We start from the raw sequence: 25,046 nt of genomic DNA, 5'->3' as shown, positions 1-25,046 counted from the left end.
CCCGGGGTACCGGAGACGGGCGGCCGCCCCCGGGCTGGGCCCTCTCCCCCGGCAGCCGGGCCGGGAGCGTGCCCCCGGCCCGTTGACGGGCAGGAGCCGAGGGCGGGTACGACGGCGTCAGGCCACCGTACCGGGCCCGGCCGGGCGGACACCCGCACGGAGGGCGGACACCTACTCGTACGGCCGGAGCCCCCGCCCGAGTTCCCCGGCCGCGGCCGGTGCCGGTTATTCCGGCAGGGTCAGCCGGATGTCCTCACGCCGCCGGACCCCCTGGGAGTCCGGACCGCCGAGCGCCGCCAGCAGCTCGGCGACCTGGCCCCGGCCGGGCAGCTCGGCCTCCGGCTGGGCGTCCAGCCAGGGAGCGAGCACGAAGGCCCGCTCGTGCGAGCGCGGGTGCGGCAGCAGCAGCTGCGGGTCGTCGCTGGTGACGCCCTCGTAGGTGAGGATGTCGACGTCCAGGGTGCGCGGGCCCCAGTGGACGGTGCGGACCCGGCCGAAGGCGTCCTCGATCGCGTTGCCGCGCTCCAGCAGGTCCTGCGGCGGCAGCGAGGTGCGCAGCACGACCACCGCGTTGTAGTAGTTGGGCTGCTCGTCGGGGCCGCCGACGGCCGCCGTCTCGTACACCGCGGAGACGGCCTTGATCCTGAGGCCGGGGGTGTCGGCGAGGGCGTCCACGGCGCCCTGGAGGGTGTCCAGACGGTTGCCCAGGTTGCTGCCGAGGGCGATCACGGCGCAGCGCTGGCTGTGCAGCGTGGTGTCGGCCGAGTCCACCCGGCTCTCCAGGTCGAACGTGGTCGGCGGGGCGGTCGGGTCGCTGGTGCTCATCGGATTCCCTCTGCGGCTGGAACGGGGTACGCGGCGTGGGTCATGCGCGGCCCCGGTGGATGGTCACGGTCACGTCGTCGAACGGCACGGTGATCGGGGCGTCCGGCTTGTGCACGGTGACCTCGACCCCCTCGACCGGGTCGTGCTTCAGGCACTGGTCCGCGATGCGCTGGGCCAGGGTCTCGATCAGGTCGACCGGCTCGCCGGCGATGATCGCGGTGACCTCCTCGGCCACGATGCCGTAGTGCGCCGTACGGGTGAGGTCGTCTCCGGCCGCGGCGGGGCGGGTGTCCAGGTACAGCACCAGGTCCACCACGAAGGTCTGGCCCTCGATGCGCTCGCGCTCGAAGACGCCGTGGTGGCCCCGGGCTCGCAGGCCCCGCAGGGTGACGCGGTCCAGCAAACGAATCACTGCTCCCAGTCGGACGGGCCCCGCCCCCGTGAAAAAGACGTGGGCAGGCAGGGTGAAGGCGGGCATCGCGCTCGCCACTCCGTTTCGAATCTACCCGCGAGCGCTGACAACGCCTGACCGTCCTACCCGGCACGAACCGTCGCCACGCACACCCCAATGGCAATTGACATGAACGTTCGGTGACCATTCGGGCATTCCCGGGCCACCGCCCGGTACTGATTTCCCGCCGGCGCCCGATTCAGTCCTCGTCGTCCTCGTCGCCGCTGGTCAGGACGGGTGAACCATGGTGCGACCAGAGCCTCCACCCGGCCGGGGTGCGGCGGAAGAGATTGGTCGAGACGACCTTTCCGCCGATCAGCGGGCCGAGTTCGCCCTCCTCCTCGGCCTCACCGCCGGAGAGGATGTTCTCGGTGCACGTGACAAGGGCCACATCGCCGTGCACCTCGGCCTCGACATCGGTCAGGAAGAACTGGATGTACTCCGTGTTCATCATGATCAGCATGTACGAGCGGGTCACCTGGGCCCGTCCGCGCAGCACCGGCCAGCCGGGGTGCACACACACCACGCCGCCCTTGTCGTCGGCGTCGGCGGCCCCCAGCCAGGCGTTCTCGACCGCCTCCAGATCGCCGTTCTCCAGGGCCTCGTACAGCGCCTGGTTGGCCGCCAGTACGGCCTCCCGGTCCGCCTCACGGGCCCGCTGTCCCGCGGTCTCGCCACTCACCCTGCCGTCACCTGCCACTGGCCCTCCCGTCTCGCCTCCCTCCTTGCCTGCCAACGGGCAGGAGGAGCCCTACCGAGCCGCGCGCTGCCAGGCCGCGACCACCCGGACGGCGTCCGCCGTGCCGGACACGTCGTGCACCCGCACCGCCCAGGCACCGGCCCGGGCCGACAGCACCGACACCGCGGCGGTCGCGTCGTCGCGCTCCCGGGCCGGGCGCAGTTCCCCGGTTTCCGGGTCGGCGAGCAGCGTACCCAGGAACCGCTTGCGCGATGCGGCGACGAGCACGGGACGCCCGAGCGCGGTGAGGGCGTCGAGACGGCCGAGCAGGGCCCAGTTGTGCTCGGGGGTCTTGGCGAAGCCCAGACCGGGGTCGAGGATCAGCTGCTCCTCCTTGACGCCCGCCGCCAGCAGCGCCTCCACCCGGGCGGTCAGCTCGCCGACCACGTCCGCGACCACGTCGTCGTAGACCGCCAGGGCGTCCATGTCGGCGGACTGCCCGCGCCAGTGCATCACCACGAAGGGCGCGCCGGTCTCGGCCACCACCCGGGCCATCGCCGGGTCGGCGAGGCCGCCGGAGACGTCGTTGACCACCCGGGCGCCGGCCGCGACGGCCTGCTCGGCGACCGCGGCGCGCATGGTGTCGATGGAGACGACCACCCCGGCGTCGGCCAGTTCGCGCACCACCGGCAGCACCCGGCGGAGCTCCTCCTCCTCGGACACCCGCTGCGAGCCGGGCCGGGTGGACTCGCCCCCGACGTCCACCAGGTCCGCGCCCCTGGCCCGGAGCGCGAGTCCGTGCGCGATCGCGCGGGCGGGGTCGTGCCACATCCCGCCGTCCGAGAAGGAGTCGGGCGTGACGTTGACCACGCCCATCACGGCGCAGCGGTCGAGCCGCGGCAGTCCGGCCGGAAGGGAGAAGGACAGCAAATCGCTCATACCCCCATTATCGAACGGTGCCCCCGCCGAGGATTCTCGGCGGGGGCACCGTCCAGGTCGGCGGCGGCGTGGTCAGGCGGCCTCGCCGACCTCCGGCCGGGCCGGGGCGGGCATCAGGCCCTCCCGCTGGCGCCTGCGGCCCAGGCGCGGCATGCCGAGGGTGATGAAGGCCTCGGCCTGCATCGCGGCGAATCCGATCCGCGGCAGGTCGCGGGTGTTGGGGAAGACCAGGAAGCGCGGCTCCCACTCGGGCTGGAACTTGGCGTTGAACTTGTACAGCGACTCGATCTGGAACCAGCGCGAGAGGAACACCAGCAGCCCGCGCCAGGCCCGCAGCACCGGGCCGGCGCCGATCCGCTCGCCGCGGGCCAGCACCGATCGGAACATCGCGAAGTTGAGCGACACCCGGCGCACGCCCATCGCGGGCACGGCCTGCAGGGCGGCGACGATCAGCAGTTCGTTCAGGCCCGGGTCGGCGGCCCGGTCGCGGCGCATCAGCTCCAGCGAGATGCCGTCCGGCCCCCAGGGCACGAAGTGCAGCACGGCCTTCAGGTCGTCCCCGGTCTCGCCCTCCTCCGGGGCCTTGTGGGCGGTGACCACCACGCAGGCGTCGTCGCCCGGGTCGCCGAAGCGGCCGAGGGCCATCGAGAAGCCGCGCTCGGTGTCGGTGCCGCGCCAGCGGGCGGCGGCATCGGCGATCCGGTACTTCTCCTCCTGGCTGAGGTCGGCGACCCGCCGCACCTGGCAGGAGTAGCCGTTGCGCTCGATCCGCTTGACCATCTGGCGGACGTTGCGCATGGCCCGCCCGGCGAGCGAGAAGGTGCCGGTGTCGACGATCGCCTCGTCGCCCAGCTCCAGCGCGTCCAGGCCCGCCTCGCGGGTCCAGACCTCGCCGCCGACCTCGCTGCAGCCCGTCACGGCCGGCACCCAGGCGTGCTCGCGGGCCTCGGCCATGAACACCTTGATCGCGCCCGGCCAGGCCTCCACGTCGCCGACCGGGTCACCGGAGGCGAGCATCACGCCGGAGACCACCCGGTAGGAGATCGCCGCCTTGCCGGTGGGCGAGAAGAGCACGCTCTTGTCGCGGCGCAGCGCGAAGTAGCCCAGCGAGTCCCGCTCGCCGTGCCGGTCGAGCAGCCCGCGGACCTTCTCCTCGTCCTCGGGGGTCAGCTCCGGCTTCGGCTTCTCCGGGCGCAGCGCCAGGTAGGCGGTGGTGAAGGCGGTGAACAGGCCCATGCCGCCGAGCAGGTAGGCGACCAGGTCGGACATCCGGTCCGCGTTGTAGTGGACCGGCCCCTCGAAGCCGAACAGCCCGTACCCGACATGCTGGAGCCGCTCGAACAGGCCCGGGTGGCCGATCTCGTACTTGGCCCGGGTGCTCACGATCAGCAGGCCGAGCAGCACGCTGACGGTGCCCATGACGACCAGGTTGACCACGGCCCGCCAGCGGGTGCGCGGGTCCGCCTTGGCGTAGAACTCGCGCTGGTGCACCAGCATCACCGCGAACAGCACCAGCGAGACCACCGCCGGGCCGATCTGGTGCCAGCGCAGGATGTGCAGTGCGGCGCCGACCGGCAGCAGCACGCAGACCGCGCGCCAGGCGCGCCGCTTGCGCCGGCGCAGCGCGTGGGCGAGCAGCACCAGCAGCAGGCCGATCATCAGCGTCCCGGCCGCGGCCAGGGTGGTGGTACCGCCGGGCAGCTGCCCGGCGAAGCTGTGCACCTTGCTGTGCCGGAGCCTGGGGAACACCGCGCTGGCGATGTCCACCAGCCCGATCAGCAGACAGGCGTAGCCGACCACGCCGGGGAGCCAGGCCCTCGGAACGGCGGCGGCTTGGGTGCGAAGCGTCTGCAGACTGCGCCGACGACGCGGCTGCTCGGGGCTCGGCTCAACGGACACGGGAACGCTCATGGAAGCTCAGCGTAGAGGCTGTGGAGCGGTGTCCTGTCACTCCGGGGGAGGAGTTGTGATGGACCTTCATGCCTTTTCCTTCATCAGGCAATACGCATACCAAGGAACCGGAAACGGAAGGTAAACCGGAACCGAGCACGCGCTGCGATTGAGCCGAGGGTGGGAGCCGGAGCCCCGGTGCCGCGTGGCGCGACGGGGCCCTCACGTACGCGGTACGTACGGTGGACGCCGCATTCTAGGGCTCCGGTTGCGTCCGGTCACTCCCGGCCTCCCCTGCCTGCCCCGGCGTCCGGACAGCCTAGCCGCGGTGGCCCCGACTGACGGACCGCCAGACGATGAAGCCCGCACCGCAGTGTCCTACCGGAAGGCCGACGGCATGGAACTGACCAGCAACGCGCTGGTGAACTCGCTGCTCGCACTCGGCGCGGCGGCCCTGGTCGCCACCCTCTGGCTCTGGCCCCGGCTGGCCCGCCAGCGCCCGCTGCCGGTGCTCGGCCGGATCGGACTGATGACGGTCACTCAGGCTCTGGTCCTGGCCGTGCTGGCGCTGTCCGTCAACAACTCCTTCGGCTTCTACACCTCGTGGGACGACCTGCTGAACCCCGGCGGCGCCAAACTGACCCTCACCAGCAACGAGAACCACAAGGGCGGCGCACCGGCCTCCGACGAGCTGGTCCAGCCGAGCACCGAGGGCGGCCTGGAGACCGTCACCGACCTGCCCAAGGGTCCCCCGAAGGAGGTCGGCAAGGTGGAGTCGGTCGAGATCACCGGCACGGAGAGCGGCCTCTCCGACCAGATGTTCGTCTACCTGCCGCCCGAGTACTTCGACCCGAAGCTCGCCATGGTCCGCTTCCCGGTGCTGCTCGCCCTGGCCGGCTTCCCCGGCACCACCCTGCAACTGCTCAAGGAGCTGCCCGTCCCGCAGACCGCCTGGGAGCTGCGGAAGACCGGGAGGATGGCACCCGCCATCATCGTGCTGGCCCGCCCGACCGTCGCCCCGCCCCGCGACACCGAGTGCGTCGACGTGCCCGGCGGGCCGCGCACCGAGTCCTGGTTCGCCAAGGACGTGCCCGAGGCGCTCCGCTCGGCCTACCGGGTCAGCCGCTCGCCCTCCTCCTGGGGTGTGCTCGGCTTCTCCTCCGGCGGGAGCTGCGCGCTCCGTCTGGCGATGCGCTTCCCGGAGGTCTACGGCAACGGCACCGGCATGCACGCCGACTTCAAGGTGGCCGAGGACCAGTTCACCGGCGGCAACCTCTTCGGCGGCGATCAGACCCTGGCCGCCCAGAGCGACCTCGACTGGCGGCTGCAGAACCTCCCGGCGCCGGCCCTCTCACTGCTGGTGATCAGCACCCGCAAGGAGTCGGACTACCCGGACACGCTGAGGTTCGTCGACCACGCCCGGCAGGTGGCGGCCGCCAACCCGCAGTTCAAGGTCGATTCGCTCTACCTGGACGACGGCGGCCACAACTTCGAGAGCTGGGTCCGCGAGCTGCCCGCCGCCCTGGAGTGGATGAGCGCCCGGCTCAACTGGGCCTGACCGGCGGCGCGGCCGGGAGGATGGCCACCCTCCCGGCCGGGCTCGCCCGCACCGCACGGGGTGCTCTGAGCGCATCCGCCGCCCGCCACCGCTACCGCTACCGCCCGATGATCAGGCTCATCGCCTCGGCCCGGGTGGCCGGGTCGCGCAGCTGGCCGCGCACGCAGGAGGTGATCGTCTTGGCGCCGGGCTTGCGGATGCCGCGCATCGACATGCACATGTGCTCGCACTCGACCACGACGATCGCGCCGCGCGGTTCGAGGATCCGCATCAGCGCGTCCGCGACCTGGCTGGTGAGCCGCTCCTGCACCTGCGGGCGGCGGGCGTAGACGTCGACCAGCCGGGCCAGCTTGGACAGCCCGGTGATCTTGCCGCTGGTGGACGGGATGTACCCGACGTGCGCGACGCCCCGGAACGGCACCAGGTGGTGCTCGCAGACCGAGGTCAGCTCGATGTCCTTGACCAGCACCATCTCGTCGTGGCCGAGGTCGAAGGTGGTGGTCAGAACGTCCTCGGGCTCCTGCCAGAGGCCGGCGAATATCTCCTTGTACGCCCGGGCCACCCGGGCCGGGGTCTCCAGCAGACCCTCGCGGTCCGGGTCCTCCCCCACGGCGAGCAGCAGCTCGCGAATGGCGTTCTCGGCCCGCTTCTGGTCGAAGGTCCCGACGGTGGACGAACCGTCGAGCGTCACCGGGTCGATCATGCGGGCCTCGCTAACTAGGTGGGACTTGGCTTAACAGCACGGATGCCGCGCCTCCAGGGTACAAACCCTGGTGACGCGGCATCCATTCCGTCCTTTGCCAGGCGGCCGGATCAGCCCTCGGCGGGCGGCTCGGTCGGCAGCGGCGGGAGCTTCACCACGTCGACCGGGGTGGTCTCCGCAGCGGCGGCGCCGTTGGTCAGCGCCAGCTCCTTCGGGGACTGCACCGGCGGCCGGGTGGACGGCGTGCGCCGGGACGAGCCCGTCCAGGCCGGCCGGGCCGGGCGCTTGACGATCGTCGCGAAGATCTCGGCGATCTGCTCCTTGTTGAGGGTCTCCTTCTCCAGGAGCTCCAGGACCAGGTTGTCGAGCACGTCGCGGTTCTCGACCAGGATCTCCCAGGCCTCGTTGTGCGCGGTCTCGATGAGCTTCTTGACCTCTTCGTCGACCAGCCCGGCGACCTCTTCCGAGTAGTCGCGCTGGTGGCCCATCTCACGGCCCAGGAACGGCTCGGCACTGTCCGAACCGAACTTGATCGCGCCGAGCCGCTCGGTCATCCCGTACTGGGTGACCATGGCGCGGGCCGTCGCGGTGGCCTTCTCGATGTCGTTCGACGCACCGGTGGTCGGGTCGTGGAAGACCAGCTCCTCCGCCGCGCGGCCGCCCAGCATGTAGGCCAGCTGGTCCAGCATCTCGTTGCGGGTGGTGGAGTACTTGTCCTCGTCCGGCAGCACCATAGTGTAGCCGAGGGCCCGGCCGCGGGACAGGATGGTGATCTTGTGCACCGGGTCGCTGTTGGGGCACGCCGCCGCCACCAGGGCGTGGCCGCCCTCGTGGTACGCGGTGATCTTCTTCTCCCGGTCGGACATGATCCGCGTGCGCTTCTGCGGACCGGCCACGACGCGGTCGATCGCCTCGTCCAGGATGCCGTTGTCGATCAGCTTCTTGTCCGAACGGGCGGTCAGCAGAGCGGCCTCGTTGAGGACGTTCGACAGATCCGCGCCGGTGAAGCCGGGGGTGCGCTTGGCGACGGCCGAGAGGTCGACGTCCGGCGCGATCGGCTTGCCCTTCTGGTGCACCTTCAGGATGTCCAGCCGGCCCTGGAGGTCGGGACGCTCCACCGCGATCTGGCGGTCGAAGCGGCCCGGGCGCAGCAGCGCCGGGTCCAGGATGTCGGGGCGGTTGGTGGCGGCGATCAGGATGACGCCGCCCTTGACGTCGAAGCCGTCCATCTCGACCAGCAGCTGGTTGAGGGTCTGCTCGCGCTCGTCGTGGCCACCGCCGAGGCCCGCACCGCGGTGCCGGCCGACGGCGTCGATCTCGTCGACGAAGACGATCGCCGGGGCGTTCGCCTTGGCCTGCTCGAAGAGGTCGCGGACCCGGCTGGCGCCGACACCGACGAACATCTCGACGAAGTCGGAACCCGAGATCGAGTAGAACGGCACCCCGGCCTCGCCCGCGACGGCACGCGCCAGCAGGGTCTTACCGGTACCGGGCGGGCCGTACAGCAGCACGCCCTTGGGGATCTTGGCGCCGACCGCCTGGAACTTGGCCGGCTCCTGCAGGAACTCCTTGATCTCGTGGAGCTCCTCGACCGCCTCGTCCGCACCGGCGACATCCGAGAAGGTGGTCTTCGGGGTGTCCTTGGTGAGCAGCTTGGCCTTGGACTTGCCGAACTGCATGACGCGCGAGCCGCCGCCCTGCATCTGGTTCATCAGGAACAGGAAGACCAGGACGATGATCACAATGGGCAGCATCGACAGCAGCAGGCTGACGAAGGTGCTCTGCTTCTCCGGGCTGATGGTGTAGCCCTCGGAGAGCGTGCTCTGGTCGTTGTCGTTGATCTGGGCCTGGAGCTTGTCGGCGATCGCGACACCCTGGTCGCCGATGTACGAGGCCTGGAACTTGCTGCCGGACGGAACCTTGCCCGTACCGGCGTTGGACAGGCTTGCGCCGTCCTTCAGCTGGATCTTGATCGTGTTCGAGTCACCGGTGGTGATCTGCGCCGACTTGACCTGCTTGGCGTCGATCGCGGCGACGACCTGCCCGGTGTCCACCGTCTTGTAGCCGTTCGAATCCGAAACGACCTGCATCAAGACGATGACGGCGAGGACGGCCAGCACGATCCACATGATCGGCGCACGGAAGTATCGCTTGACGTCCATCCATGCGGGGCGTTGCCGCCCCGTCCCTCCTGCCACTCAACGGCGCCGCGGGGCCGTGGCCGCCGGCGCATCCGGTCTGTGCTCATGTGAAGAGCGGTTTTATTGGACCGTACCGCAGTCCGACCCGCCCGTGGCGGGAGCACAGCGACACGACGTATTTCTTTGTCCCCCGACTCAACGGGCGGGAACGGCGTACTGTTCCCGCCCGTAGCCCGAACGGAGCTCTCAGCCGCCGTAGACGTGCGGGGCGAGGGTGCCGATGAACGGGAGGTTGCGCAGCTTCTCGGCGTAGTCCAGGCCATAGCCGACCACGAACTCGTTGGGGATGTCGAAACCGACGTACTTGACGTCGATCTCGACCTTGGCGGCGTCGGGCTTGCGCAGCAGGGCACAGACCTCCAGCGAGGCCGGGCCGCGCGAGCCCAGGTTGCCCAGCAGCCAGGACAGCGTCAGCCCGGAGTCGATGATGTCCTCGACGATCAGGACGTCCCGGCCGGCGATGTCGGTGTCGAGGTCCTTGAGGATCCGCACCACACCGGAGGACTTGGTGCCCATGCCGTACGAGGAGACCGCCATCCAGTCCATGGTCACCTGCGAGTGCAGGGTGCGGGCGAGGTCCGCCATGACCATCACGGCCCCCTTGAGGACACCGACGATCAACAGATCCTTGCCTGCGTAATCCCGGTCGATGCGCTCGGCCAGCTCCAGGAGCTTGGCGTCGATCTCGTCCTTGCTGATGAGCACCTTCGCGAGGTCAGCGCCCATGTCGTTCTGATCCACCGGGGATACGTCCTCAAACGTTCGGGGTCTGTGTGGCCGGCGGCCCGGCGCCCCGGGAGCATGCCTGCCCGTCAGTCGCCCTGTCGCCGAAAGACCAGCGTGCCACACCTGCGGGTGGCCTCGACGCCCCCGGGTAGGTGCAGCGGCCCCTGACCGCGCCATCCGGTGACCAGCAGGTCGATCGTTTCGAGGTGCCGCGCGAAGAGGTCCCCGGCCGGGCAGCCCGCCCGCAGTGCGGCCCTGCGCAGGACCCGGCGGCGCACCGCGGGCGGCAGTTCGGCCAGCTTCACGACCTCCAGGGCGCCCTCGCCGGACCGGAGATCGCGCTCGGCCAGCGCGGCCCACTGGTCCAGGGCGTCGGCGTCGTCGCGGAACAGCCGGGCGGTGCGGGCCAGCGCCTCCACCACGCCGCCGCCGAGATGCTTCTCCAGGACCGGCAGCACCTCGTGGCGCACCCGGGAGCGGGTGTACGCCGGGTCACAGTTGTGCGGGTCGTCCCAGACCGGGATCGACTGGGCGGAGCAGGCCTGCCGGGTGGCGGCCCGGTCCAGCTCCAGCAGCGGGCGGCGGTAGCGGCCCTTCTGGGCGGGCATCCCGGCCAGCGAACGGGAGCCCGAACCCCGGGCGAGGCCCAGCAGCACCGTCTCCGCCTGGTCGTCGCGGGTGTGGCCGAGCAGGACGGCGACCGCGCCGTGGCGCTCGGCGGCCTCGTCCAGGGCCGCGTAGCGGGCGTCCCGGGCCGCGGCCTCCGGTCCGCCGGCCCGGCCGACCCGGACCGGGACCGCCTCGACCGGGTCGAGCCCGAGCGAGCGCAGCCGGTCGGCGACCTGGGCGGCGCGGTCGGCGGAGCCGTCCTGGAGGCCGTGGTCGACGGTGACGGCACCGACCCGCAGGCCGATCTTGGGGGCTTCGAAGGCGGCGGCGATGGCCAGGGCCATGGAGTCCGCGCCCCCGCTGACGGCGACCAGGACCAGCGGCGAGCCGGGAGCGGCCGGGGTGCGCGGCAGCCCGGAGGGGTGGCGGTGGGCGTTGCCGATCAGGGTGGTCCCGACGGCGGCGCCGACCAGCGGCGCTCCGCTCGAACGCTCGCGCGGCTCCCGGACCGGGGCGGTGAAGGTGGTGCCGGCCTCGGCGGCGAGGTCGGTGAGCGTGCGGCGTACGGCCAGGCGTATCGCTGCGACGGCGGGGTGTGGGCCCACGGCGGACGACTCCTCGGCGGAGGGGACAGGACGGCGGCGGGCGCGGCGGGAACCGCACCCTCCGTAAGCGCCTCGTTACCGGGCGCTCACAGATGGTGGCAGAAAGGAGCGACCCGCTACGCCACCCGCGCCACCAGTACGACCACCGTCCCACGTACGGGTGAATGGAAAAACGTATCTTCACCCGCCATCTGCACGATTGGACCACTCGTACGAACGGGTTTGACCGCCGTCGGCCACCCTTCGGTGGCCAATCTGATCAGCAGCTCGCGTGATCGGCGGCTGGTCGGCTGGTCGGATCAGTGGGCGACGCGGGCGACCCAGGCGGCCGGGTCGTGGATCTCGTCCTTGGTCGGCAGGGTGTTCGGCGAGGTCCAGACCCGGTTGAAGCCGTCCATGCCGACCCGCTCGACCACACCGCGCACGAAGACCGCGCCGTCCTGGTACTGACGGAGCTTGGCGTCCATGCCGAGCAGTCGGCGGAGCACCAGGTCGAGGCGGTTGGCGCCGCGGTCCCGGCGCTGCTGGAACTTCTCCCGGATCTCCGCCACGCTCGGCACCACGGCCGGGCCGACGCCGTCCATCACCACGTCGGCGTGGCCCTCCAGCAGCGACATCACGGCCGTCAGCCGGCCCAGGATCTCGCGCTGCGCGGGCGACTGGACGACCTCCAGCAGACCGGTGGACGCCGAGCCGTCGCCGCGGCCGGCCAGACCCGGCAGGCCGCCGCCGAGCGAACCGGCCGCGTCCCGCAGGCGGTCCAGCAGCGCGCCCGGGTCGACGTCCGTCTCGGCCAGGAAGGACTGCACCTCGGACTGGATGTGGTCGCGCAGCCACGGGACGGCGGTGAACTGGGTGCGGTGGGTCTCCTCGTGCAGGCAGACCCAGAGCCGGAAGTCCGACGGGTCGACGTCCAGCTCGCGCTCGACGTGCACGATGTTCGGGGCCACCAGCAGCAGCCGGCCCGGGCCCGGGTCCTCGGGGCCGAGCCGGGGCTTGTCGAACAGCGCGGCCGGGCTGTCCGGCGCCTCCAGCGAGGGCTCCGCCGGGGCGAAGGTCTCGTACTGCCCGAGCACCTTGGTGGAGAGGAAGGCCAGCAGGGCGCCGACCTCGATGCCGGTGGCCTTCTCCCCCACCGTGCCGAGGACGCCCGCCGTGGTGCTGCCCGCCCGGCGGGCCTGGAGCTTCTCCACCAGGGGCTGGACGATGGTGCGGAAGCCCGCCACGTTGGCCCGCACCCAGCCGGGGCGGTCCACGATCAGCACCGGGGTCGCGGCCGCCTCGGTGAGACTGCTGGAGCGCATCCCGGTGAACCCCCGGACGTGCTCCTCGGCCTCCAGGGCGTGCCGGCGCAGCTCCGCCACCACGGCCGCCGCTTCGGCGCGGCTCACCTCCGGCCCCGGCCGTACCAGCCTGGTCGCGGTTGCGACCGCGAGATTCCAGTCGACCATGTCAGCACCGCCGCTCGCGCTCGTCATGCCCTCACCGTACGTGCTCCCGTCCGTCGGGGGGAGCCACAGGCGCCGACGTCCTGGGGAGTGGACCGCTCCGGTGCGTCCGGGTCAGTGGCAGCCGCAGGCGGCCAGCCGGGCGACGATGCGGTCCATGGCCGCGCGGGCGGTGTCGGCGGGGGCGGCGGTCCTCGTCATCACGGCGAAGGAGAGCAGCCGGCCGTCGGCGTCCACCACCGTCCCGGCCAGCGTGTTGACGCCGCTCAGGCTGCCGGTCTTGGCGCGGACCAGACCGGCCGCCTCCGCCGCACCGGAGTTGACGCCGAAGCGCTTGCCGAGGGTGCCGGTGAAACCGGCGATCGGCAGGCCGGTCAGCACCGGGCGCAGCTTCGGGTGCTGGTCCGAGGCGGCCAGCGCGAGCAGGTGGACCAGGACGGCCGGCGGGATCGCGTTGTCGGGGTGCAGCCCGCTGCCGTCGTTGAGCACCACTCCGGCCGTCGGCACGCCGAGCCGGGCGAGCTCCTGGGTGACGGCGGTGGCGGCGCCCTCGAAGCTGGCCGGTTGGCCTGCGGCCAGCGCGGCCTGACGGGCGATCGCCTCGGCGAGGGTGTTGTCCGAGGTGGTCAGCAGCCGCTCGACGAGCCGGGCGACGGTCGGCGAGTCCACCCGGCCGAGGACCGGTGCGGCGGCGGGCGCCGGGGCGGCGGACGGCCTGGCCTTGCCGTCGACGGTGATGCCCTGGGCCTTGAGCAGGGCGGCGAAGGCGTCGGCCGCCTGGGCGGCCGGGTCGGCCACCCGGGCCGGCGCCTCCTCGCGGCTCTTCGGGTCGACCCTGCCCTCGTCGATCATCAGCGGGGTGACCAGGGCGATGTTCGCCGCGTCGTGGTTCTTGTGCTGCGGGTTGCCGGAGTAGAGCGAGAGGTCGTAGTCCAGCCTGACCGTGGTGGTGCCGACGGCCCTCAGGGCGGCGGCGGTCTGGCGCGCCAGTGCGTCCAGCGAGGCCGGCGCGGTGTCGGCGTCGGCCGGGAGCCCGCCGATCTGCACCTGGTCGGCGGGCAGCGCGGTGAGCGTCGGGTCCCCGCCACCCACGAGGGTGATCCGGTCCGGGTCCGTTCCCTTGACGACCCGGGTGCTCAGCCGGGTGTCCGCCGGGATCAGCGAGAGCGCGGCCACCGTGGTCGCCAGTTTGGTGGTGGAGGCGGGGGTGGCGGGCGTGTCCGCCCCGGAGCCGTACAGGAGCCGGCCGCCGGCCGCGTCCGCGACGGCGAAGGTGACGGTGCCGAGGCTCTTGTCGCCGAGCGCGCCGGCGAGCGCCTGCTGGAGGCCCTGGAGGGTCGGCACCCCGGCCGTCGGACCGGCCTCGGCGGCGGTCAGGACGCCCGTCGCGGCGGGCGCCGGGCGGCCGGCGGCGGACGGGGCCGCGGAGCCGGACGGGACGGGGGACCGCTCGTCGCCCTCGCCGTGCCCGGCGGTGTGCCCGCCGGGCGAGGGGGACGGCTGCGCGTACGCACCACCCGAGGTCAGGACCGTACCGGCGACCAGCACCGCCGCTCCGAACAGCCCTGCGGCCGTTCCCCGGCGGCGATGCCCCGCCCCGACCCCAGCTCTCACCGACGGCCCCTTTCCCGAGCACTCACTCCCGTAGGAGACACTTGGATTCTGTCAGTCCCTACCTTGGAGGAACCGTTGGAGTTCGACGTCCTTATCGAAATCCCGAAGGGCTCCCGCAACAAGTACGAGGTCGACCACGAGTCCGGTCGTCTGCGGCTTGACCGGATGCTCTTCACCTCGACCCGCTACCCGGCCGACTACGGCTACGTCGAGGGCACGCTCGGCGAGGACGGCGACCCGCTGGACGCGCTGGTCATCCTGGACGAGCCGACCTTCCCCGGTTGCCTCATCAAGTGCCGCGCCATCGGCATGTTCCAGATGACGGACGAGGCCGGCGGCGACGACAAGCTGCTGTGCGTCCCGGCGACCGACCCGCGCTGGGAGCACCTGCGCGACATCCACCACGTGTCGGAGTTCGACCGCCTGGAGATCCAGCACTTCTTCGAGGTCTACAAGGACCTGGAGCCGGGCAAGTCGGTCGAGGGCGCCAACTGGGTCGGCCGCGCCGAGGCCGAGGCCGAGGTCACCGCCTCGATCAAGCGTCTGGCGGAGTCCGGCGGTCACTGAGCCGTCGTACCGATCTCGTTCGTCCAGGGCCGTTCGAGGCAGGTCGAGGCAGTCGGAGGCCGGGGTTTGCGGAGCGATCCGCGGGCCCCGGCCTTCGCCGTGTCCGGGGCCGGGACTATGGTCCGGGTTTACCGACAACCTGTCGGCATGACGTTGACTTAGGTTAGGCTAACCATAACAATCGGGGGTGATCCCGATCCCCTGGAGGCCCGCATGCCCACGCCCGAGCAGCCCGCTCCGTTCTCCACCGTGCTCCGCACCGCCAGCAGCGAGGAACACGAGACCGCGGAACAGTCCTCGTTCATGAGCCACCTGCTCGGCGGACGGCTCGGGATCGACGCCTACGCCGACCTCACGAGCCAGCTCTGGTACGTCTACCGCGCGCTGGAGGGCCGGACCGCCGAGCTTGCGGACCATCCGGTGGCCGGACCGTTCATCGACCGCGCGCTGCTGCGCACCGCCGCCATCGAGCGCGATCTGGAGCACCTGCGCGGAGCCGACTGGCGCGCGGGGCTGGCGCCGCTGCCCGCCACCGCCGCGTACGTCGCCCGGGTGGAGGAGCTGGCGGCCGAGTGGCCGGCCGGGTACATCGCGCACCACTACACCCGCTACCTCGGCGACCTGTCCGGCGGTCAGATCATCCGCGGCATAGCCGAGAAGACCTGGGGCTTCGAGCGCAAGGGCGACGGCGTGCGGTTCTACGTCTTCGAGGAGGTCGACAACCCGGCCGCCTTCAAGCGCGAGTACCGGGCCAGGCTGGACGCCGCCGGCCTGGCGCTGGACGACATCGAGCGCCGCCGGGTGGTCGACGAGTGCAAGCGCGCCTTCGTGCTCAACGGCGCGGTCTTCCGCGACCTGGACGCGCGCTACCCGCTGAGTGCATAAACGTTTCTCCCCGCACACGTGGGCCCCGGCGAGCAACCGCTCGCCGGGGCCGTTTCGTGGGCGGGCCGCTTCGGGCGGGGGTCCGTCAGGCCTGCGCGCCGCGGCGGCGGACCAGGACGGTGGCGCCGCCGCCGACCAGCAGCAGTCCGGCGGCGGTGGCCAGCAGCGGCACCACGGGGGTGCCGGAGCCGGTGGAGGCCAGCAGGCCGCCACCGCCGAGGCCGGCGCCGCCGGTGGTCAGCGTGGCACCACCGGCCGTACCCGCGCCGCCCGTACCGGAGTCGGCACCGCCGGTCGTGCCACCCGCCGTGCCACCGGTCGTGCCACCGGCCGGCGGGGTGGTCGGCAGCTGGGCGTTCCGGTCGAAGGCCAGCGAGACCGAGACCGGGTCCAGCGCCTCGCCCGCCTGGTAGTTGGCGAACGCGGGCACGCCCTCGGCGGTCAGCGTGGCGGGCACCGCGGAGAGCGTCACCACGCCGTCGACCGGGGCGAGGTCGGCCTTCGAGAGGTCCAGCTTGGCGATCCTGGCGGCGGAGAGCGAGGTGCTCTTCCCGTCCATGGACTTGGCGTTGACGTCGGCGGTCAGGTACGCGCCGTCCCGGTCGATCGTCAGGCCCGGCTTGGAGATGGTGGTGTCCAGCTTGTAGCCGCCGTTCTCCGGGTGGCCGAGGAAACGGACCGAGCCGTTGAAGCCGGCCGCCACCGAGTGGGTCGCGGTGTCGTACGTGCCGGTGGCGCCGGCGAAGCGGTAGTCGGCCGCGCCGCCGCCGAACTCGACCTTGCCGTTGGCGACCGGGCTCTCCAGGTACTTGCGGAAGCTCGCCTTGACCGACCAGTCCAGGGTGCCGTTGACGATGGCGAGTTCGCCGTTGCCGCTCGGCGCGGTGGTGGCCGAGGGGGTGCCGGTGGCGGACGGCGTACCCGTCGGCGAGGGGGTACCGGTGCCCGTCGCGCTCGCCGACGGCGAGCCGGTCGGCGAAGGAGTACCGGTCGTGGTGGCGGAGGCGGTCGGCGACGGGGTGCCGGTCGCGGACGGCGAACCGGTCGGCGCCGGGGTACCCGTGGCGGACGGCGACCGGGTGGGGCTCGGCGACTGGGTCGCGGACGGCGTGGCGGACGGCGTGGCGGTCGGCGAGGGCGTGGCCGGGCTCTGCTTCAGCAGCAGCGACAACGGGTCGAGGTCCGCGCCGGCCTGGTAGAAGCCCGCGAACGCCCTGGCGCCCTCCTCGGTGAGCTTGGCCGCCGTAGGCACGCCGGTGGTGGTGTCCCGGCCGACGGTGAACGTCGCCAGCGGCACGTCGTCCCGTCGGGTGATCTCGGCGCCGGCCGTCTCCTTGGACGCGGTGTCGGCGGTGAGCGTGCCGGCCGTCCCCGAGGTGCTGATCCTCAGGTCGCTCAGCGCCACGTCCAGCGCGCCGTGGTGGGCGCTGAACCGGACGCCACCGGTGAAGGCCGAGCTGAGGACGTGCGTGGACAGGTCGTACGTGGCGCTCGCCAGGCCGAAGTGGAAGCTGCCGTCGGCGTTGGTGGTGGCGCCCCCGGTCAGCTCCACACCACCCTGGCCGATCGGCCCGGTGACGTAGCTACGGAAGCTGGCCTTCACCCCCCAGTCCAGCCCGCCGGTGTCGTACGTGACGCTGCCGGGGCCGCCTGCGGCGAGGGCCAGCGCGGGGGCGCCGAAGGCGGTCAGGCCGAGGCCGGCGGTGGCGGCCGCGAGGGCGGCGAGGCGGGTGCGGTTGCGGCGGCCCGGCCGCTGGGCGGTGCTGCGGGACATGGTGGTACTCCGTTCGGTGGGCGGGGGAAGGTGGTGCGGCGTCAGACCGGGGCGGGGCCGGGTCAGGACGCGTCGCCGGGGGCGGACCGGCGGCTCCGGCGCCGGGCGAGCACGCCGCCGGCCGCGGCGAGCGCCGCCACCAGCAGGCCGCCGGCCACCGCCACCACCGGGACACCGCCCGAGGAGGAAGCGGAGGAGGCGACCGGCGCGGCGGAGGGCGTCGCGGTGGCGGCCGGGGCGCTGCCGATGTCGGGCAGCGGGGGCAGGGCGGCGGCCGGGTCGAGGGCGACCGCGAAGCTCAGCGGGTCCATGTCGGTGCCCGCCGGGTAGAGGTTGCCGAACGCCTTGGCCCCCTCCTCGGTGAGCTTCAGCGGCAGCTCGACGGCCTTCAGCAGACCGCCCTCGGGCGTGAGGCCGGCCGCGTCGAAGACGGCCAGCCTCACGCCGGTGAGCTGCTGCGAGCCGCCGTCCGGCGTCCGGCCGGAGATGTCCGCGACCAGCCGGCCCCGGCCGCCGGCCACCGTCACCCCCGGGTTGGCGAGGGTGAGATCCAGCCCGTAGCCGTCGCCGCTCCGCATCCCGGTGAAGCGGACGCTGCCGGAGAAGGCGGCGGTGAGCTCTCCGGTGGCGGCGTCGTAGCCACCCCTGGCCGGGGTCCAGCGGTAGAACGCGCCGCCGTCCGCCGCGCCGCCGCCGAGCTCCCAGCGGCCCTTGGCGATCGAACCCGTGACGTAGTCGCGGAAGGTCCGCCGTACGCCCCAGTCGAGCGCGCCGTTGGCGAACTCGGTGCGGGCAGGGGCCTGCGGGGCGGCGCTCGACGGCTGACCGGTCGTCGGCTGCGCGGTCGGCGGCTCGGCGGCCGGCGTGGTGGCCGGCGGCGTGGTGGCGGCCGGGGAGGGCGTGCCCCGCGCGGTGGTGGGCTGCGTCGCGGCGGGCTGCGTCGCGGGCAGGTTGACCGAGAGCGTGACCGGGTCCAGCGCCGTCCCGGCGGTGTAGAAGCTGCCGAAGGCCTTGGCCCCGGCGTCGGTCAGCGTCGCGGGCACATTGCTGAGCGTCAGGGTCCCGGCCGCGCCGCGCAGATCGACGCCGGCCAGCGAGAGATCGGCCAGTTTCGCCTGACTGGCGCTGCTGACCTGTCCGGTCTCCCTGGACTTGCTGCTGACGTCCGCGTAGAGCCCGGCCGCGCCGCCCTGGACGGCCCGGAAGGTGATCCGTCCGACGCTCAGGTCGAGCGCGTTGACGCCGTTCTCCTGGTGCCCGGTGAACCGGACGCCGCCGGAGAACCCGGCGCTCAGCGCCCCGCTCGCCGGGTCGTACGTGCCGGTGGCGGAGTGGAACCGGAAGGTGCTGCCACCGACCGTGGCCGCGCCTCCGGTCAGCCCCCAACTCCCCTTGGCGATGGGCCCGGTGACGTACGTCAGGAAGGACTGTTTGATCCCCCAGTCCAGTCTCCCGCCGGAGACCTTCCCCTCGGCGGCGGCCGCCTGGAAGGGCAGCAGCGCCGCGGTGAGGAGGGCTGCCAGAGCGGCCACCAGGGAGGCGGCCAGGCGACGGAGCCGTCTGGGCAGAGGCACGGGGGATCACTCCTCGGCACGACAGGGGACACAACGGGGGAAGGGGTCGGCACGACGCCGACCCCCTTGCGAAACTGAGGTAAGGCTAACCTAATATATGAGTCAAGAGTCCCCCTGCCGCCCCTCGCACCCGGCCGCCGGTGGTGACAACTCCCAGTGAAGGGCCGCATGTTGAGCAGCACGATCCGAACCCGGGCCACCCGCGGGCCCGCCCTCCTGCTGCTCGCCCTCGGCCTGCTGCTCGCCCTGACCGCCTGCGGCGCGGCCACCGGCGCCACCGGAGCGGCCGGCTCGGCCGGCACCTCGCGCGCCCCGGACGCGGTCGAGCCGCTGCCCGCCGAGCCCGCCCCGCAGCTGCCGGCCACCGCCGCCTCCGCCGACGGCCGATCGGTCACCGTCACCAGCGCCGACCGGATCATCCCGCTGAACGGCAGCCTCGCCGAGATCGTGTTCAGCCTCGGCCTCGGCCCCAAGGTGGTCGCCCGGGACGTCTCCACCACCTTCCAGCAGGCCTCCGCGCTGCCGGTGATCACCCAGGCCCACGACGTCTCCGCCGAGGGCGTGCTCTCGCTGCACCCCACCGTCGTCCTCGCCGACCGCTCCACCGGCCCGGCCGAGGCCATCGCGCAGATCCGGGCGGCCGGCGTCCCGCTGATCGTCCTGGACGACGCCAAGCGGCTCGCCGACGTCGGCCCCCGGATCGACACCGTCGCGGCCGCCCTCGGCGTCCCGGACGCGGGACGGCAGCTGAAGGAGCGCACCGAGCAGCGGATCACCGAGGCCAGGGCCGCGCTCCCCGGCGCCGACCGCCGTCCCAGGGTCGCCTTCCTCTACCTGCGCGGCAGCGCCTCCGTCTTCCTGCTGGGCGGCCCCGCCTCCGGCGCCACCTCGCTGATCGAGGCCGTCGGCGGCGAGGACGCGGGCCAGGCCGCCGGGCTCACCGGCGACTTCACCCCGCTCACCAGCGAGGCCCTGGTCAAGGCCGCGCCCGACGCGATCCTGGTGATGAGCAAGGGCCTGGACTCGGTCGGCGGCGTCGACGGCCTGCTCAAGCTGCCCGGTGTCGCCCAGACCCCGGCCGGGCTGGACCGCCGGATCGTCTCGATCGAGGACGGCCAGCTGCTCAGCTACGGCCCGCGCACCCCGCAGGTGCTGCGCGAGATCGCCGAGCAGCTCTACCCGACGGCCGCCAAGTGAGCACCGCCGTACGGGAGAAGCCCGTCCCGCCGCCCAGGGCCCGCAGCCGCACCGCCCTGATCACCACCGCGCTCGCCGCCGCCCTGGTGCTCTGCGCCCTGCTCGCGGCCGGCATCGGCGCCTACCGGATCCCGCTCGGCGACATCCTCGCCTCCTTCGCCCACCGGCTCGGCCTCGGCGGGCACGCGCTGGACCGCGTCCCCGAGTCGGTGCTCTGGAACGTCCGCCTCCCCCGGGTGGTGCTGGCCCTGCTGGTCGGCGGCTCGCTGGGCTGCGCGGGCGCGCTGATGCAGGGCGTGTTCGGCAATCCGCTCGCCGAGCCGGCCGTGATCGGCGTCTCCTCCGGCGGCGCGGTCGGCGCGGTGGCCTGCATCGTGCTCGGCCTGGACGCCCTCGGCAACTGGACGGTGACCGTCTTCGCCTTCGCCGGCGGCCTGGTCACGGTCTTCGCGGTGTACGCGATGTCCCGCTCCGGCGGCCGCACCGAGGTGGTCACGCTGATCCTCACCGGGGCCGCCGTCAACGCCTTCTGCGGCGCCCTGATCGGCATCTTCCTGTTCACCGCCGACTCCGCGGCGATCAGCCAGGTCACCTTCTGGCAGCTCGGCTCGCTCTCCCAGGCCACCTGGGGCAAGGTGCTCGCCGTCCTCCCGTTCGCCGCCGTCGGCCTCGCCGTGGCACCGCTCCACGCGCGGAAGCTGGACCTGCTGGCGCTCGGCGAACGCCCGGCCCGCCACCTCGGGGTGGACGTCGAGCGGATGCGGCTGGTGCTGATCACCGTCGTCGCGCTGCTGACCGCCGCCGCCGTCGCCGTCAGCGGCATCATCGGCTTCGTCGGGCTGGTCGTCCCGCACCTGCTGCGGATGGCGGCCGGCCCGGGCCACCGCTTCCTGCTGCCCGCCTCCGCCCTCGGCGGCGCCCTGGTGCTGGTCGCGGGCGACCTCGCCGCCCGCACCCTCGCCGAGCCCGCCGAACTGCCGCTCGGCGTGCTCACCGCGCTGATCGGCAGCCCGTTCTTCTTCTGGCTGCTGCGCCGGACCAGGACCAAGCAGGGAGGCTGGGCATGAGACTGCGCACCGACCGGTCGGTACCCCGACGCCCGCTGCCCGGGGACGAACTGCTCACCGCCGACGCCGTCCGGCTGACCGTCGGCGGGCGCGAACTGCTGGCCGGCGCCTCGGTCCGGGTCGCGGCGGGCGAGGTGCTGGCGCTGCTCGGCCCGAACGGCGCCGGCAAGTCCACCCTGCTCTCCGTCCTCGCCGGGGACCTCCCGCCGACCGCGGGCGAGGTCCGGCTGCACGGCCGCCCGCTGGCCGGGTACGGCACCGCCGAACTCGCCCGGCACCGGGCGCTGCTGCCGCAGTCCGCCGCGCTGTCCTTCCCGTTCCCGGCCGGCGAGGTGGTCCGGATGGGCCGCGCCCCCTGGTCCGGTACGGCGGCCGCCGCCGAGGACGAACCGGTGATCGCCGAGGCGATGGCCGCCACCGAGTCCACCGCCTTCGCCGAGCGCCCGTTCACCGCGCTCTCCGGCGGCGAACGGGCCCGGGTGGCGCTCGCCCGGGTCCTGGCGCAGCGCGCCCCACTGCTGCTCCTGGACGAGCCGACCGCCGCCCTCGACCTGCGCCACCAGGAGCTGGTGCTGGGGGTGGCCCGGGCGCGGGCCGCCGCCGGGGACGGCGTGGTCGTGGTGCTGCACGACCTCTCACTGGCGGCGGCCTACGCGGACCGGGTGGTGCTGCTGACCGCCGGTGCCACGGTCGCGGACGGGCCGGTGGCCGAGGTGCTGCGCGCGCCGCTGCTCAGCGAGGTGTACGGCCACCCGGTCGAGGTGCTGCCGCACCCGCGCACCGGCGTCCCGCTGGTGCTGCCGGAGCGGGACCGCTGACCACCCGGTGCGGGGGCGCGGTCAGCCCTCGTCGTCCAGCCGGAAACCGACCTTCAGACCGACCTGGTAGTGCTTGATCCGGCCGTCCGCGAGGTGGCCCCGGATCTGCGTCACCTCGAACCAGTCGAGGTTGCGCAGCGTCCGGGACGCCCGCTCGACGCCCTTGCGGATCGCGTCGTCGACGCTCTCGGTCGAGGACCCGACGATCTCGGTCACCCGGTACACGTGCTCGCTCATGACGGACTCCCTCAGCTGTGTGACGGCCCCCGGTCCACCGTGCACCGAGGGGGGTCCGCCCGCACGCCGACCGCCGTCCGGAGGCGTCTAAGCCGACCGGACCCCGCCGCTCCCCGTCCTCTGCCCGCCCTCTCCCGGGCCTAGAACGCCGCCCTGATCAGGCCCACCGGCACCCCGCCGCCGAGCAGCGGGGCCGCGCCGATCCGGTCGAGGGTGTCGTCCGCCGTCGTCACACCGAGCCGGCGCAGCGCGGCCGCCAGGACCGGCCCGCGGGCCCGCTCCGCGCCGTCCTCGATCTTGAAGGCGAGTGCCCGGCCGTCCGGCAGCGCCACGACCTGCACGGCCTCGGCGCCCATCTTGGACAGCAGGCCCGGGACCGCCCGCATCAGCCAGGTGTCGGCCCGGCGGGTGCCCGCCACGTACTCGGGGTGCGCGCGCATCGCGTCGGCCACCCGGCGCTCCGGAGTGCCGGGCTCCGCCAGCAGGAGGCCGCGGTAGCCGCGGGCCAGGCCGGTCAGGCTGACGGCCAGCAGAGGCGCGCCGCAGCCGTCCACCCCGAGGTGCCCGGCCGGCTCACCGGTGGCCTCCTCCAGCGCCTCGCGGGCGAGCAGCTGGAGAGGGTGCGCCGGGTCGAGGTAGCTCCCGGTGGACCAGCCGTTGGCGACGCAGGCGGCCAGCCAGCCGGCGTGCTTGCCCGAGCAGTCCATCAGGATCGGTGCCCGCCCGGCGCCGGCCCGCAGGAGGAGTTCGGCCTCGGTCTCGTCCAGCGGCAGGTCCGCCGGGGTCCGCAGGGCGGTCTCGTCCAGCCCGGCGCCGGCCAGGATCCGCCGTACGCCGTCGAGGTGAAACGTTTCTGCGGAGTGGCTGGAAGCCGCCAGTGCCAGCAACTCGCCCCCGATCGCCAGGCCGGCCCGCAGGGTGGCCACCGCCTGGAACGGCTTGGCGGTCGAGCGCGGGAAGACCGGCGCATCGGGGTCGCCCAGCGCGAACTCGACCGAACCGTCGGCGGCGAGCAGCACCAGGGAGCCGCGGTGCCCCCCTTCGGTGAAGCCCGAGCGGATGACCTCGGCGAGAACGGGCAGGGCGGCGGACTGGGACATGGCGGATGCCTTCCGGGGGCGAGGGTGGGCCGGGGGCGAGCCGGGCACCGCTCCCGCCCAGGGCGCCTCACCCGGTCAGAGCGGGCCACCCAGGAGCAGGTCGTCGACCCGTGCTTCCCCATCACGGTACCTGCGGGTGATCTCCGCGCTGCAGCCGTCCGCCGTCCGCAGCAGCAGCTGCCGCCGCCCGGACACCTCGCGCTCGTGCGCGCGCAGCCGCTCCAGCGCCGCCAGCAGTTCCTCGGCCGGGTGCGCGGCCAGATCGGCCAGCTGGACATCGCCCATCAGGGTGTCCGCCTCCAGCTGGGACTGCTCGCCGCGCGGCGGCCCGAAGGTGACGTGCCGGGCGGAGCGGCGCACCGTGGACGGCGCGTCCGTGAGGATGGCCGGCAGCCGGTCCAGCAGGGCCCCGGCCGGCTCCTCGCCCGCCGCCGGTTCCCGGACCGGGCCGTCGTCCGGCCGCCGGTCGAGCTCGGCCCGCAGGATGTCCATCCGCCCGTGCAGCAGCCGCCGCAGATAGGACAGGTCGGCCTCCTGCTCCAGGGTCTCCCGGCGCAGGGTCCGCAACCGGTCCAGGCCCAGCCGCTCCAGATCGGGCGCCGCCGCCGGCTCCGGGCCCTCGGGCACCCGCCCGGACCGCTGCTGCGCCGCGCTGCTCGCGTCCATCAACCAACCACCTGCCGTCGTCCCGATCCCGCCCGCTCGCGGCACCCCGTCGCCTGCCGCCGGTCCGGTCCCGTCCCCCCGGCGGGCTGTTGCTCCCCGCCCGACGGACAGCACGCCCGGACACCCCCGAAGGTTCCCGCCCCCGGCCGGTGCCACCCCTCGGGGACGGCACCGCCGGAACGCCTGACCCAGCGGTCCGGCCTCCCGACCGAACCGGGCCCGGCGCGGCGGACCTTGACGCCCCGGACCCCTTGTACGGTCCACCAGCGTGCCACCCCGCCCGGCGCCGGTGCACCGCCTGTGCACCCGAACGGCCCCCTGGCGAACCGGGGTGGCTGATATGACCGGGGCTTTCCGCAGCAAGAGTGGCGCCCTTCGTGGCGCAGGCGCACACTGCCCGGCGTGCACATAGTGGAGTGCGCCCTCAAACGAACCACCCGCCTCCGGCACAATGGCCGCATGCGAGCAGTGGTGCAGCGAGTGACCGAGGCCAGGGTGACGGTGGCCGGCGAGAGTGTCGGCGCGATCGACGGACCCGGGCTCTGCGTCCTGGTCGGCGTCACCCATGACGACACCCCCGCCAAGGCGGCCCAGCTGGCCCGCAAGCTCTGGACCCTGCGGCTGCTGGAGGCCGACTCCGACGGGGTCGAGCGGTCCTGTTCCGACCTGGCCGCCCCGCTGCTGGTGATCAGCCAGTTCACCCTCTACGGGGACGCCCGCAAGGGCCGCCGCCCCACCTGGAACGCCGCCGCCCCCGGCCCGGTCGCCGAACCGCTGGTGGACGAGGTGGTCGCCCAGCTGCGCGCGCTCGGCGCCAAGGTCGAGACCGGCCGCTTCGGCGCCGACATGCGGGTGGCGCTGGTGAACGACGGCCCCTTCACCGTCCTCGTCGAGGTCTGAGCCCCGCTGCCCG

The 25,046-nt window shown here is 73.3% G+C and carries 23 protein-coding genes; 7 read left to right on the top strand and 16 right to left on the bottom strand.

Annotation, left to right across the window (positions count from 1 at the left end; all coding sequences use genetic code 11):
* Positions 1–225: 225 nt before the first annotated feature.
* The 5 genes from folK to ACIQIB_RS08050 all read right to left on the bottom strand — a co-directional run bounded on the left by folK (position 226) and on the right by ACIQIB_RS08050 (position 4,805).
* A complete protein-coding gene (gene folK / locus ACIQIB_RS08070; protein WP_363612635.1) occupies positions 226–825 on the bottom strand; it encodes a 2-amino-4-hydroxy-6-hydroxymethyldihydropteridine diphosphokinase in 600 nt (199 codons plus the stop codon).
* Between the two features lie 40 nt (positions 826–865).
* Positions 866–1,225 carry a dihydroneopterin aldolase gene (folB, locus tag ACIQIB_RS08065; RefSeq protein ID WP_363612664.1) on the bottom strand — a complete coding sequence of 120 codons (360 nt, stop codon included), beginning with the start codon at positions 1,223–1,225 and terminating at the stop codon, positions 866–868.
* Positions 1,226–1,475: 250 nt separating this feature from the next.
* Entirely contained in the window at positions 1,476–1,958 is a 483-nt protein-coding gene (locus ACIQIB_RS08060; RefSeq protein WP_363612638.1) for a nuclear transport factor 2 family protein, read from the bottom strand.
* Positions 1,959–2,027: 69 nt separating this feature from the next.
* Entirely contained in the window at positions 2,028–2,894 is an 867-nt protein-coding gene (folP, locus tag ACIQIB_RS08055; protein WP_400757273.1) for a dihydropteroate synthase, read from the bottom strand.
* A gap of 72 nt (positions 2,895–2,966) precedes the next feature.
* Positions 2,967–4,805 (bottom strand): phosphatidylglycerol lysyltransferase domain-containing protein, encoded by a 1,839-nt coding sequence (locus ACIQIB_RS08050; RefSeq protein WP_400757271.1) that lies wholly within the window; start codon positions 4,803–4,805, stop codon positions 2,967–2,969.
* Between the two features lie 352 nt (positions 4,806–5,157).
* Here ACIQIB_RS08050 and ACIQIB_RS08045 point away from each other — a divergent pair, with 352 nt between their 5' ends.
* Positions 5,158–6,342, top strand: a complete 1,185-nt coding sequence (locus ACIQIB_RS08045) for an alpha/beta hydrolase (protein WP_400757269.1) — start codon at positions 5,158–5,160, stop codon at positions 6,340–6,342.
* 97 nt (positions 6,343–6,439) lie between these two features.
* Here ACIQIB_RS08045 and folE read toward each other — a convergent pair whose 3' ends face one another.
* The 6 genes from folE to dacB form a co-directional block, all read right to left on the bottom strand.
* On the bottom strand, positions 6,440–7,045 hold the full coding sequence (gene folE / locus ACIQIB_RS08040; protein WP_363612647.1) for a GTP cyclohydrolase I FolE: 606 nt from the start codon (positions 7,043–7,045) through the stop codon (positions 6,440–6,442).
* A gap of 110 nt (positions 7,046–7,155) precedes the next feature.
* Positions 7,156–9,207 (bottom strand): ATP-dependent zinc metalloprotease FtsH, encoded by a 2,052-nt coding sequence (gene ftsH / locus ACIQIB_RS08035; RefSeq protein WP_363612649.1) that lies wholly within the window; start codon positions 9,205–9,207, stop codon positions 7,156–7,158.
* A 225-nt stretch (positions 9,208–9,432) separates the two neighbouring features.
* Entirely contained in the window at positions 9,433–9,987 is a 555-nt protein-coding gene (gene hpt / locus ACIQIB_RS08030; RefSeq protein ID WP_049654051.1) for a hypoxanthine phosphoribosyltransferase, read from the bottom strand.
* Positions 9,988–10,058: 71 nt separating this feature from the next.
* Positions 10,059–11,186, bottom strand: a complete 1,128-nt coding sequence (gene tilS, locus ACIQIB_RS08025) for a tRNA lysidine(34) synthetase TilS (RefSeq protein WP_363612652.1) — start codon at positions 11,184–11,186, stop codon at positions 10,059–10,061.
* A 299-nt stretch (positions 11,187–11,485) separates the two neighbouring features.
* A complete protein-coding gene (locus ACIQIB_RS08020) occupies positions 11,486–12,664 on the bottom strand; it encodes a zinc-dependent metalloprotease (protein WP_363612654.1) in 1,179 nt (392 codons plus the stop codon).
* Positions 12,665–12,748: 84 nt separating this feature from the next.
* Positions 12,749–14,248, bottom strand: a complete 1,500-nt coding sequence (gene dacB / locus ACIQIB_RS08015) for a D-alanyl-D-alanine carboxypeptidase/D-alanyl-D-alanine-endopeptidase (protein WP_400757268.1) — start codon at positions 14,246–14,248, stop codon at positions 12,749–12,751.
* 75 nt (positions 14,249–14,323) lie between these two features.
* On the opposite strand from dacB, the gene ACIQIB_RS08010 reads away from it, so the two are divergent.
* On the top strand, positions 14,324–14,815 hold the full coding sequence (locus tag ACIQIB_RS08010; protein ID WP_363612658.1) for an inorganic diphosphatase: 492 nt from the start codon (positions 14,324–14,326) through the stop codon (positions 14,813–14,815).
* 213 nt (positions 14,816–15,028) lie between these two features.
* Entirely contained in the window at positions 15,029–15,700 is a 672-nt protein-coding gene (locus tag ACIQIB_RS08005; RefSeq protein WP_400757266.1) for a heme oxygenase (biliverdin-producing), read from the top strand.
* An 85-nt stretch (positions 15,701–15,785) separates the two neighbouring features.
* Here ACIQIB_RS08005 and ACIQIB_RS08000 read toward each other — a convergent pair whose 3' ends face one another.
* Entirely contained in the window at positions 15,786–17,474 is a 1,689-nt protein-coding gene (locus ACIQIB_RS08000; protein ID WP_400757264.1) for an HtaA domain-containing protein, read from the bottom strand.
* A gap of 62 nt (positions 17,475–17,536) precedes the next feature.
* The gene (locus tag ACIQIB_RS07995; RefSeq protein ID WP_400757263.1) at positions 17,537–19,048 is read right to left on the bottom strand and encodes an HtaA domain-containing protein; all 1,512 of its coding nucleotides are present in this window, start codon (positions 19,046–19,048) and stop codon (positions 17,537–17,539) included.
* Between the two features lie 168 nt (positions 19,049–19,216).
* Here ACIQIB_RS07995 and ACIQIB_RS07990 point away from each other — a divergent pair, with 168 nt between their 5' ends.
* The 3 genes from ACIQIB_RS07990 to ACIQIB_RS07980 are packed head-to-tail and all read left to right on the top strand — an operon-like array spanning position 19,217 to position 22,130.
* A complete protein-coding gene (locus ACIQIB_RS07990; RefSeq protein ID WP_400757261.1) occupies positions 19,217–20,245 on the top strand; it encodes a hemin ABC transporter substrate-binding protein in 1,029 nt (342 codons plus the stop codon).
* The gene (locus tag ACIQIB_RS07985; RefSeq protein WP_400757259.1) at positions 20,242–21,312 is read left to right on the top strand and encodes a FecCD family ABC transporter permease; all 1,071 of its coding nucleotides are present in this window, start codon (positions 20,242–20,244) and stop codon (positions 21,310–21,312) included. The genes ACIQIB_RS07990 and ACIQIB_RS07985 overlap by 4 nt, the downstream gene beginning before the upstream one ends.
* The gene (locus ACIQIB_RS07980; protein ID WP_400757258.1) at positions 21,309–22,130 is read left to right on the top strand and encodes a heme ABC transporter ATP-binding protein; all 822 of its coding nucleotides are present in this window, start codon (positions 21,309–21,311) and stop codon (positions 22,128–22,130) included. The genes ACIQIB_RS07985 and ACIQIB_RS07980 overlap by 4 nt, the downstream gene beginning before the upstream one ends.
* Positions 22,131–22,151: 21 nt before the next feature.
* Here the strand turns inward: ACIQIB_RS07980 and ACIQIB_RS07975 are convergent, their stop codons facing one another.
* The 3 genes from ACIQIB_RS07975 to ACIQIB_RS07965 form a co-directional block, all read right to left on the bottom strand.
* Complete coding sequence (locus ACIQIB_RS07975; protein WP_363612922.1) at positions 22,152–22,367, bottom strand: dodecin; 216 nt, start codon at positions 22,365–22,367, stop codon at positions 22,152–22,154.
* A gap of 140 nt (positions 22,368–22,507) precedes the next feature.
* On the bottom strand, positions 22,508–23,467 hold the full coding sequence (locus ACIQIB_RS07970; protein WP_400757256.1) for an asparaginase: 960 nt from the start codon (positions 23,465–23,467) through the stop codon (positions 22,508–22,510).
* Between the two features lie 75 nt (positions 23,468–23,542).
* The gene (locus tag ACIQIB_RS07965) at positions 23,543–24,133 is read right to left on the bottom strand and encodes an ABC transporter substrate-binding protein (RefSeq protein WP_400757254.1); all 591 of its coding nucleotides are present in this window, start codon (positions 24,131–24,133) and stop codon (positions 23,543–23,545) included.
* A gap of 459 nt (positions 24,134–24,592) precedes the next feature.
* Here ACIQIB_RS07965 and dtd point away from each other — a divergent pair, with 459 nt between their 5' ends.
* Positions 24,593–25,033 carry a D-aminoacyl-tRNA deacylase gene (gene dtd, locus ACIQIB_RS07960; protein ID WP_400653673.1) on the top strand — a complete coding sequence of 147 codons (441 nt, stop codon included), beginning with the start codon at positions 24,593–24,595 and terminating at the stop codon, positions 25,031–25,033.
* The last annotated feature ends 13 nt before the right edge of the window (positions 25,034–25,046 follow it).

The organism is Kitasatospora sp. NPDC092286 (assembly GCF_044755565.1).
Taxonomy (GTDB): Bacteria; Actinomycetota; Actinomycetes; order Streptomycetales; family Streptomycetaceae; genus Kitasatospora.
The sequence above is the reverse complement of the archived record's forward strand: the minus strand, read 5'-3'. Positions and strand labels throughout refer to the sequence as shown.

Bases quoted from the DNA above. Each gene is read 5' to 3' on its own strand.
- folK (WP_363612635.1), bottom strand. From the start codon at position 825: ATGAGCACCAGCGACCCGACCGCCCCGCCGACCACGTTCGACCTGGAG.
- folP (WP_400757273.1), bottom strand. From the start codon at position 2,894: ATGAGCGATTTGCTGTCCTTCTCCCTTCCGGCCGGACTGCCGCGGCTC.
- ACIQIB_RS08050 (WP_400757271.1), bottom strand. From the start codon at position 4,805: ATGAGCGTTCCCGTGTCCGTTGAGCCGAGCCCCGAGCAGCCGCGTCGT.
- folE (WP_363612647.1), bottom strand. From the start codon at position 7,045: ATGATCGACCCGGTGACGCTCGACGGTTCGTCCACCGTCGGGACCTTC.
- ftsH (WP_363612649.1), bottom strand. From the start codon at position 9,207: ATGGACGTCAAGCGATACTTCCGTGCGCCGATCATGTGGATCGTGCTG.
- ACIQIB_RS08020 (WP_363612654.1), bottom strand. From the start codon at position 12,664: ATGACGAGCGCGAGCGGCGGTGCTGACATGGTCGACTGGAATCTCGCG.
- ACIQIB_RS08005 (WP_400757266.1), top strand. From the start codon at position 15,029: ATGCCCACGCCCGAGCAGCCCGCTCCGTTCTCCACCGTGCTCCGCACC.
- ACIQIB_RS08000 (WP_400757264.1), bottom strand. From the start codon at position 17,474: ATGTCCCGCAGCACCGCCCAGCGGCCGGGCCGCCGCAACCGCACCCGC.
- ACIQIB_RS07990 (WP_400757261.1), top strand. From the start codon at position 19,217: ATGTTGAGCAGCACGATCCGAACCCGGGCCACCCGCGGGCCCGCCCTC.
- ACIQIB_RS07980 (WP_400757258.1), top strand. From the start codon at position 21,309: ATGAGACTGCGCACCGACCGGTCGGTACCCCGACGCCCGCTGCCCGGG.
- ACIQIB_RS07975 (WP_363612922.1), bottom strand. From the start codon at position 22,367: ATGAGCGAGCACGTGTACCGGGTGACCGAGATCGTCGGGTCCTCGACC.
- ACIQIB_RS07970 (WP_400757256.1), bottom strand. From the start codon at position 23,467: ATGTCCCAGTCCGCCGCCCTGCCCGTTCTCGCCGAGGTCATCCGCTCG.
- ACIQIB_RS07965 (WP_400757254.1), bottom strand. From the start codon at position 24,133: ATGGACGCGAGCAGCGCGGCGCAGCAGCGGTCCGGGCGGGTGCCCGAG.
- dtd (WP_400653673.1), top strand. From the start codon at position 24,593: ATGCGAGCAGTGGTGCAGCGAGTGACCGAGGCCAGGGTGACGGTGGCC.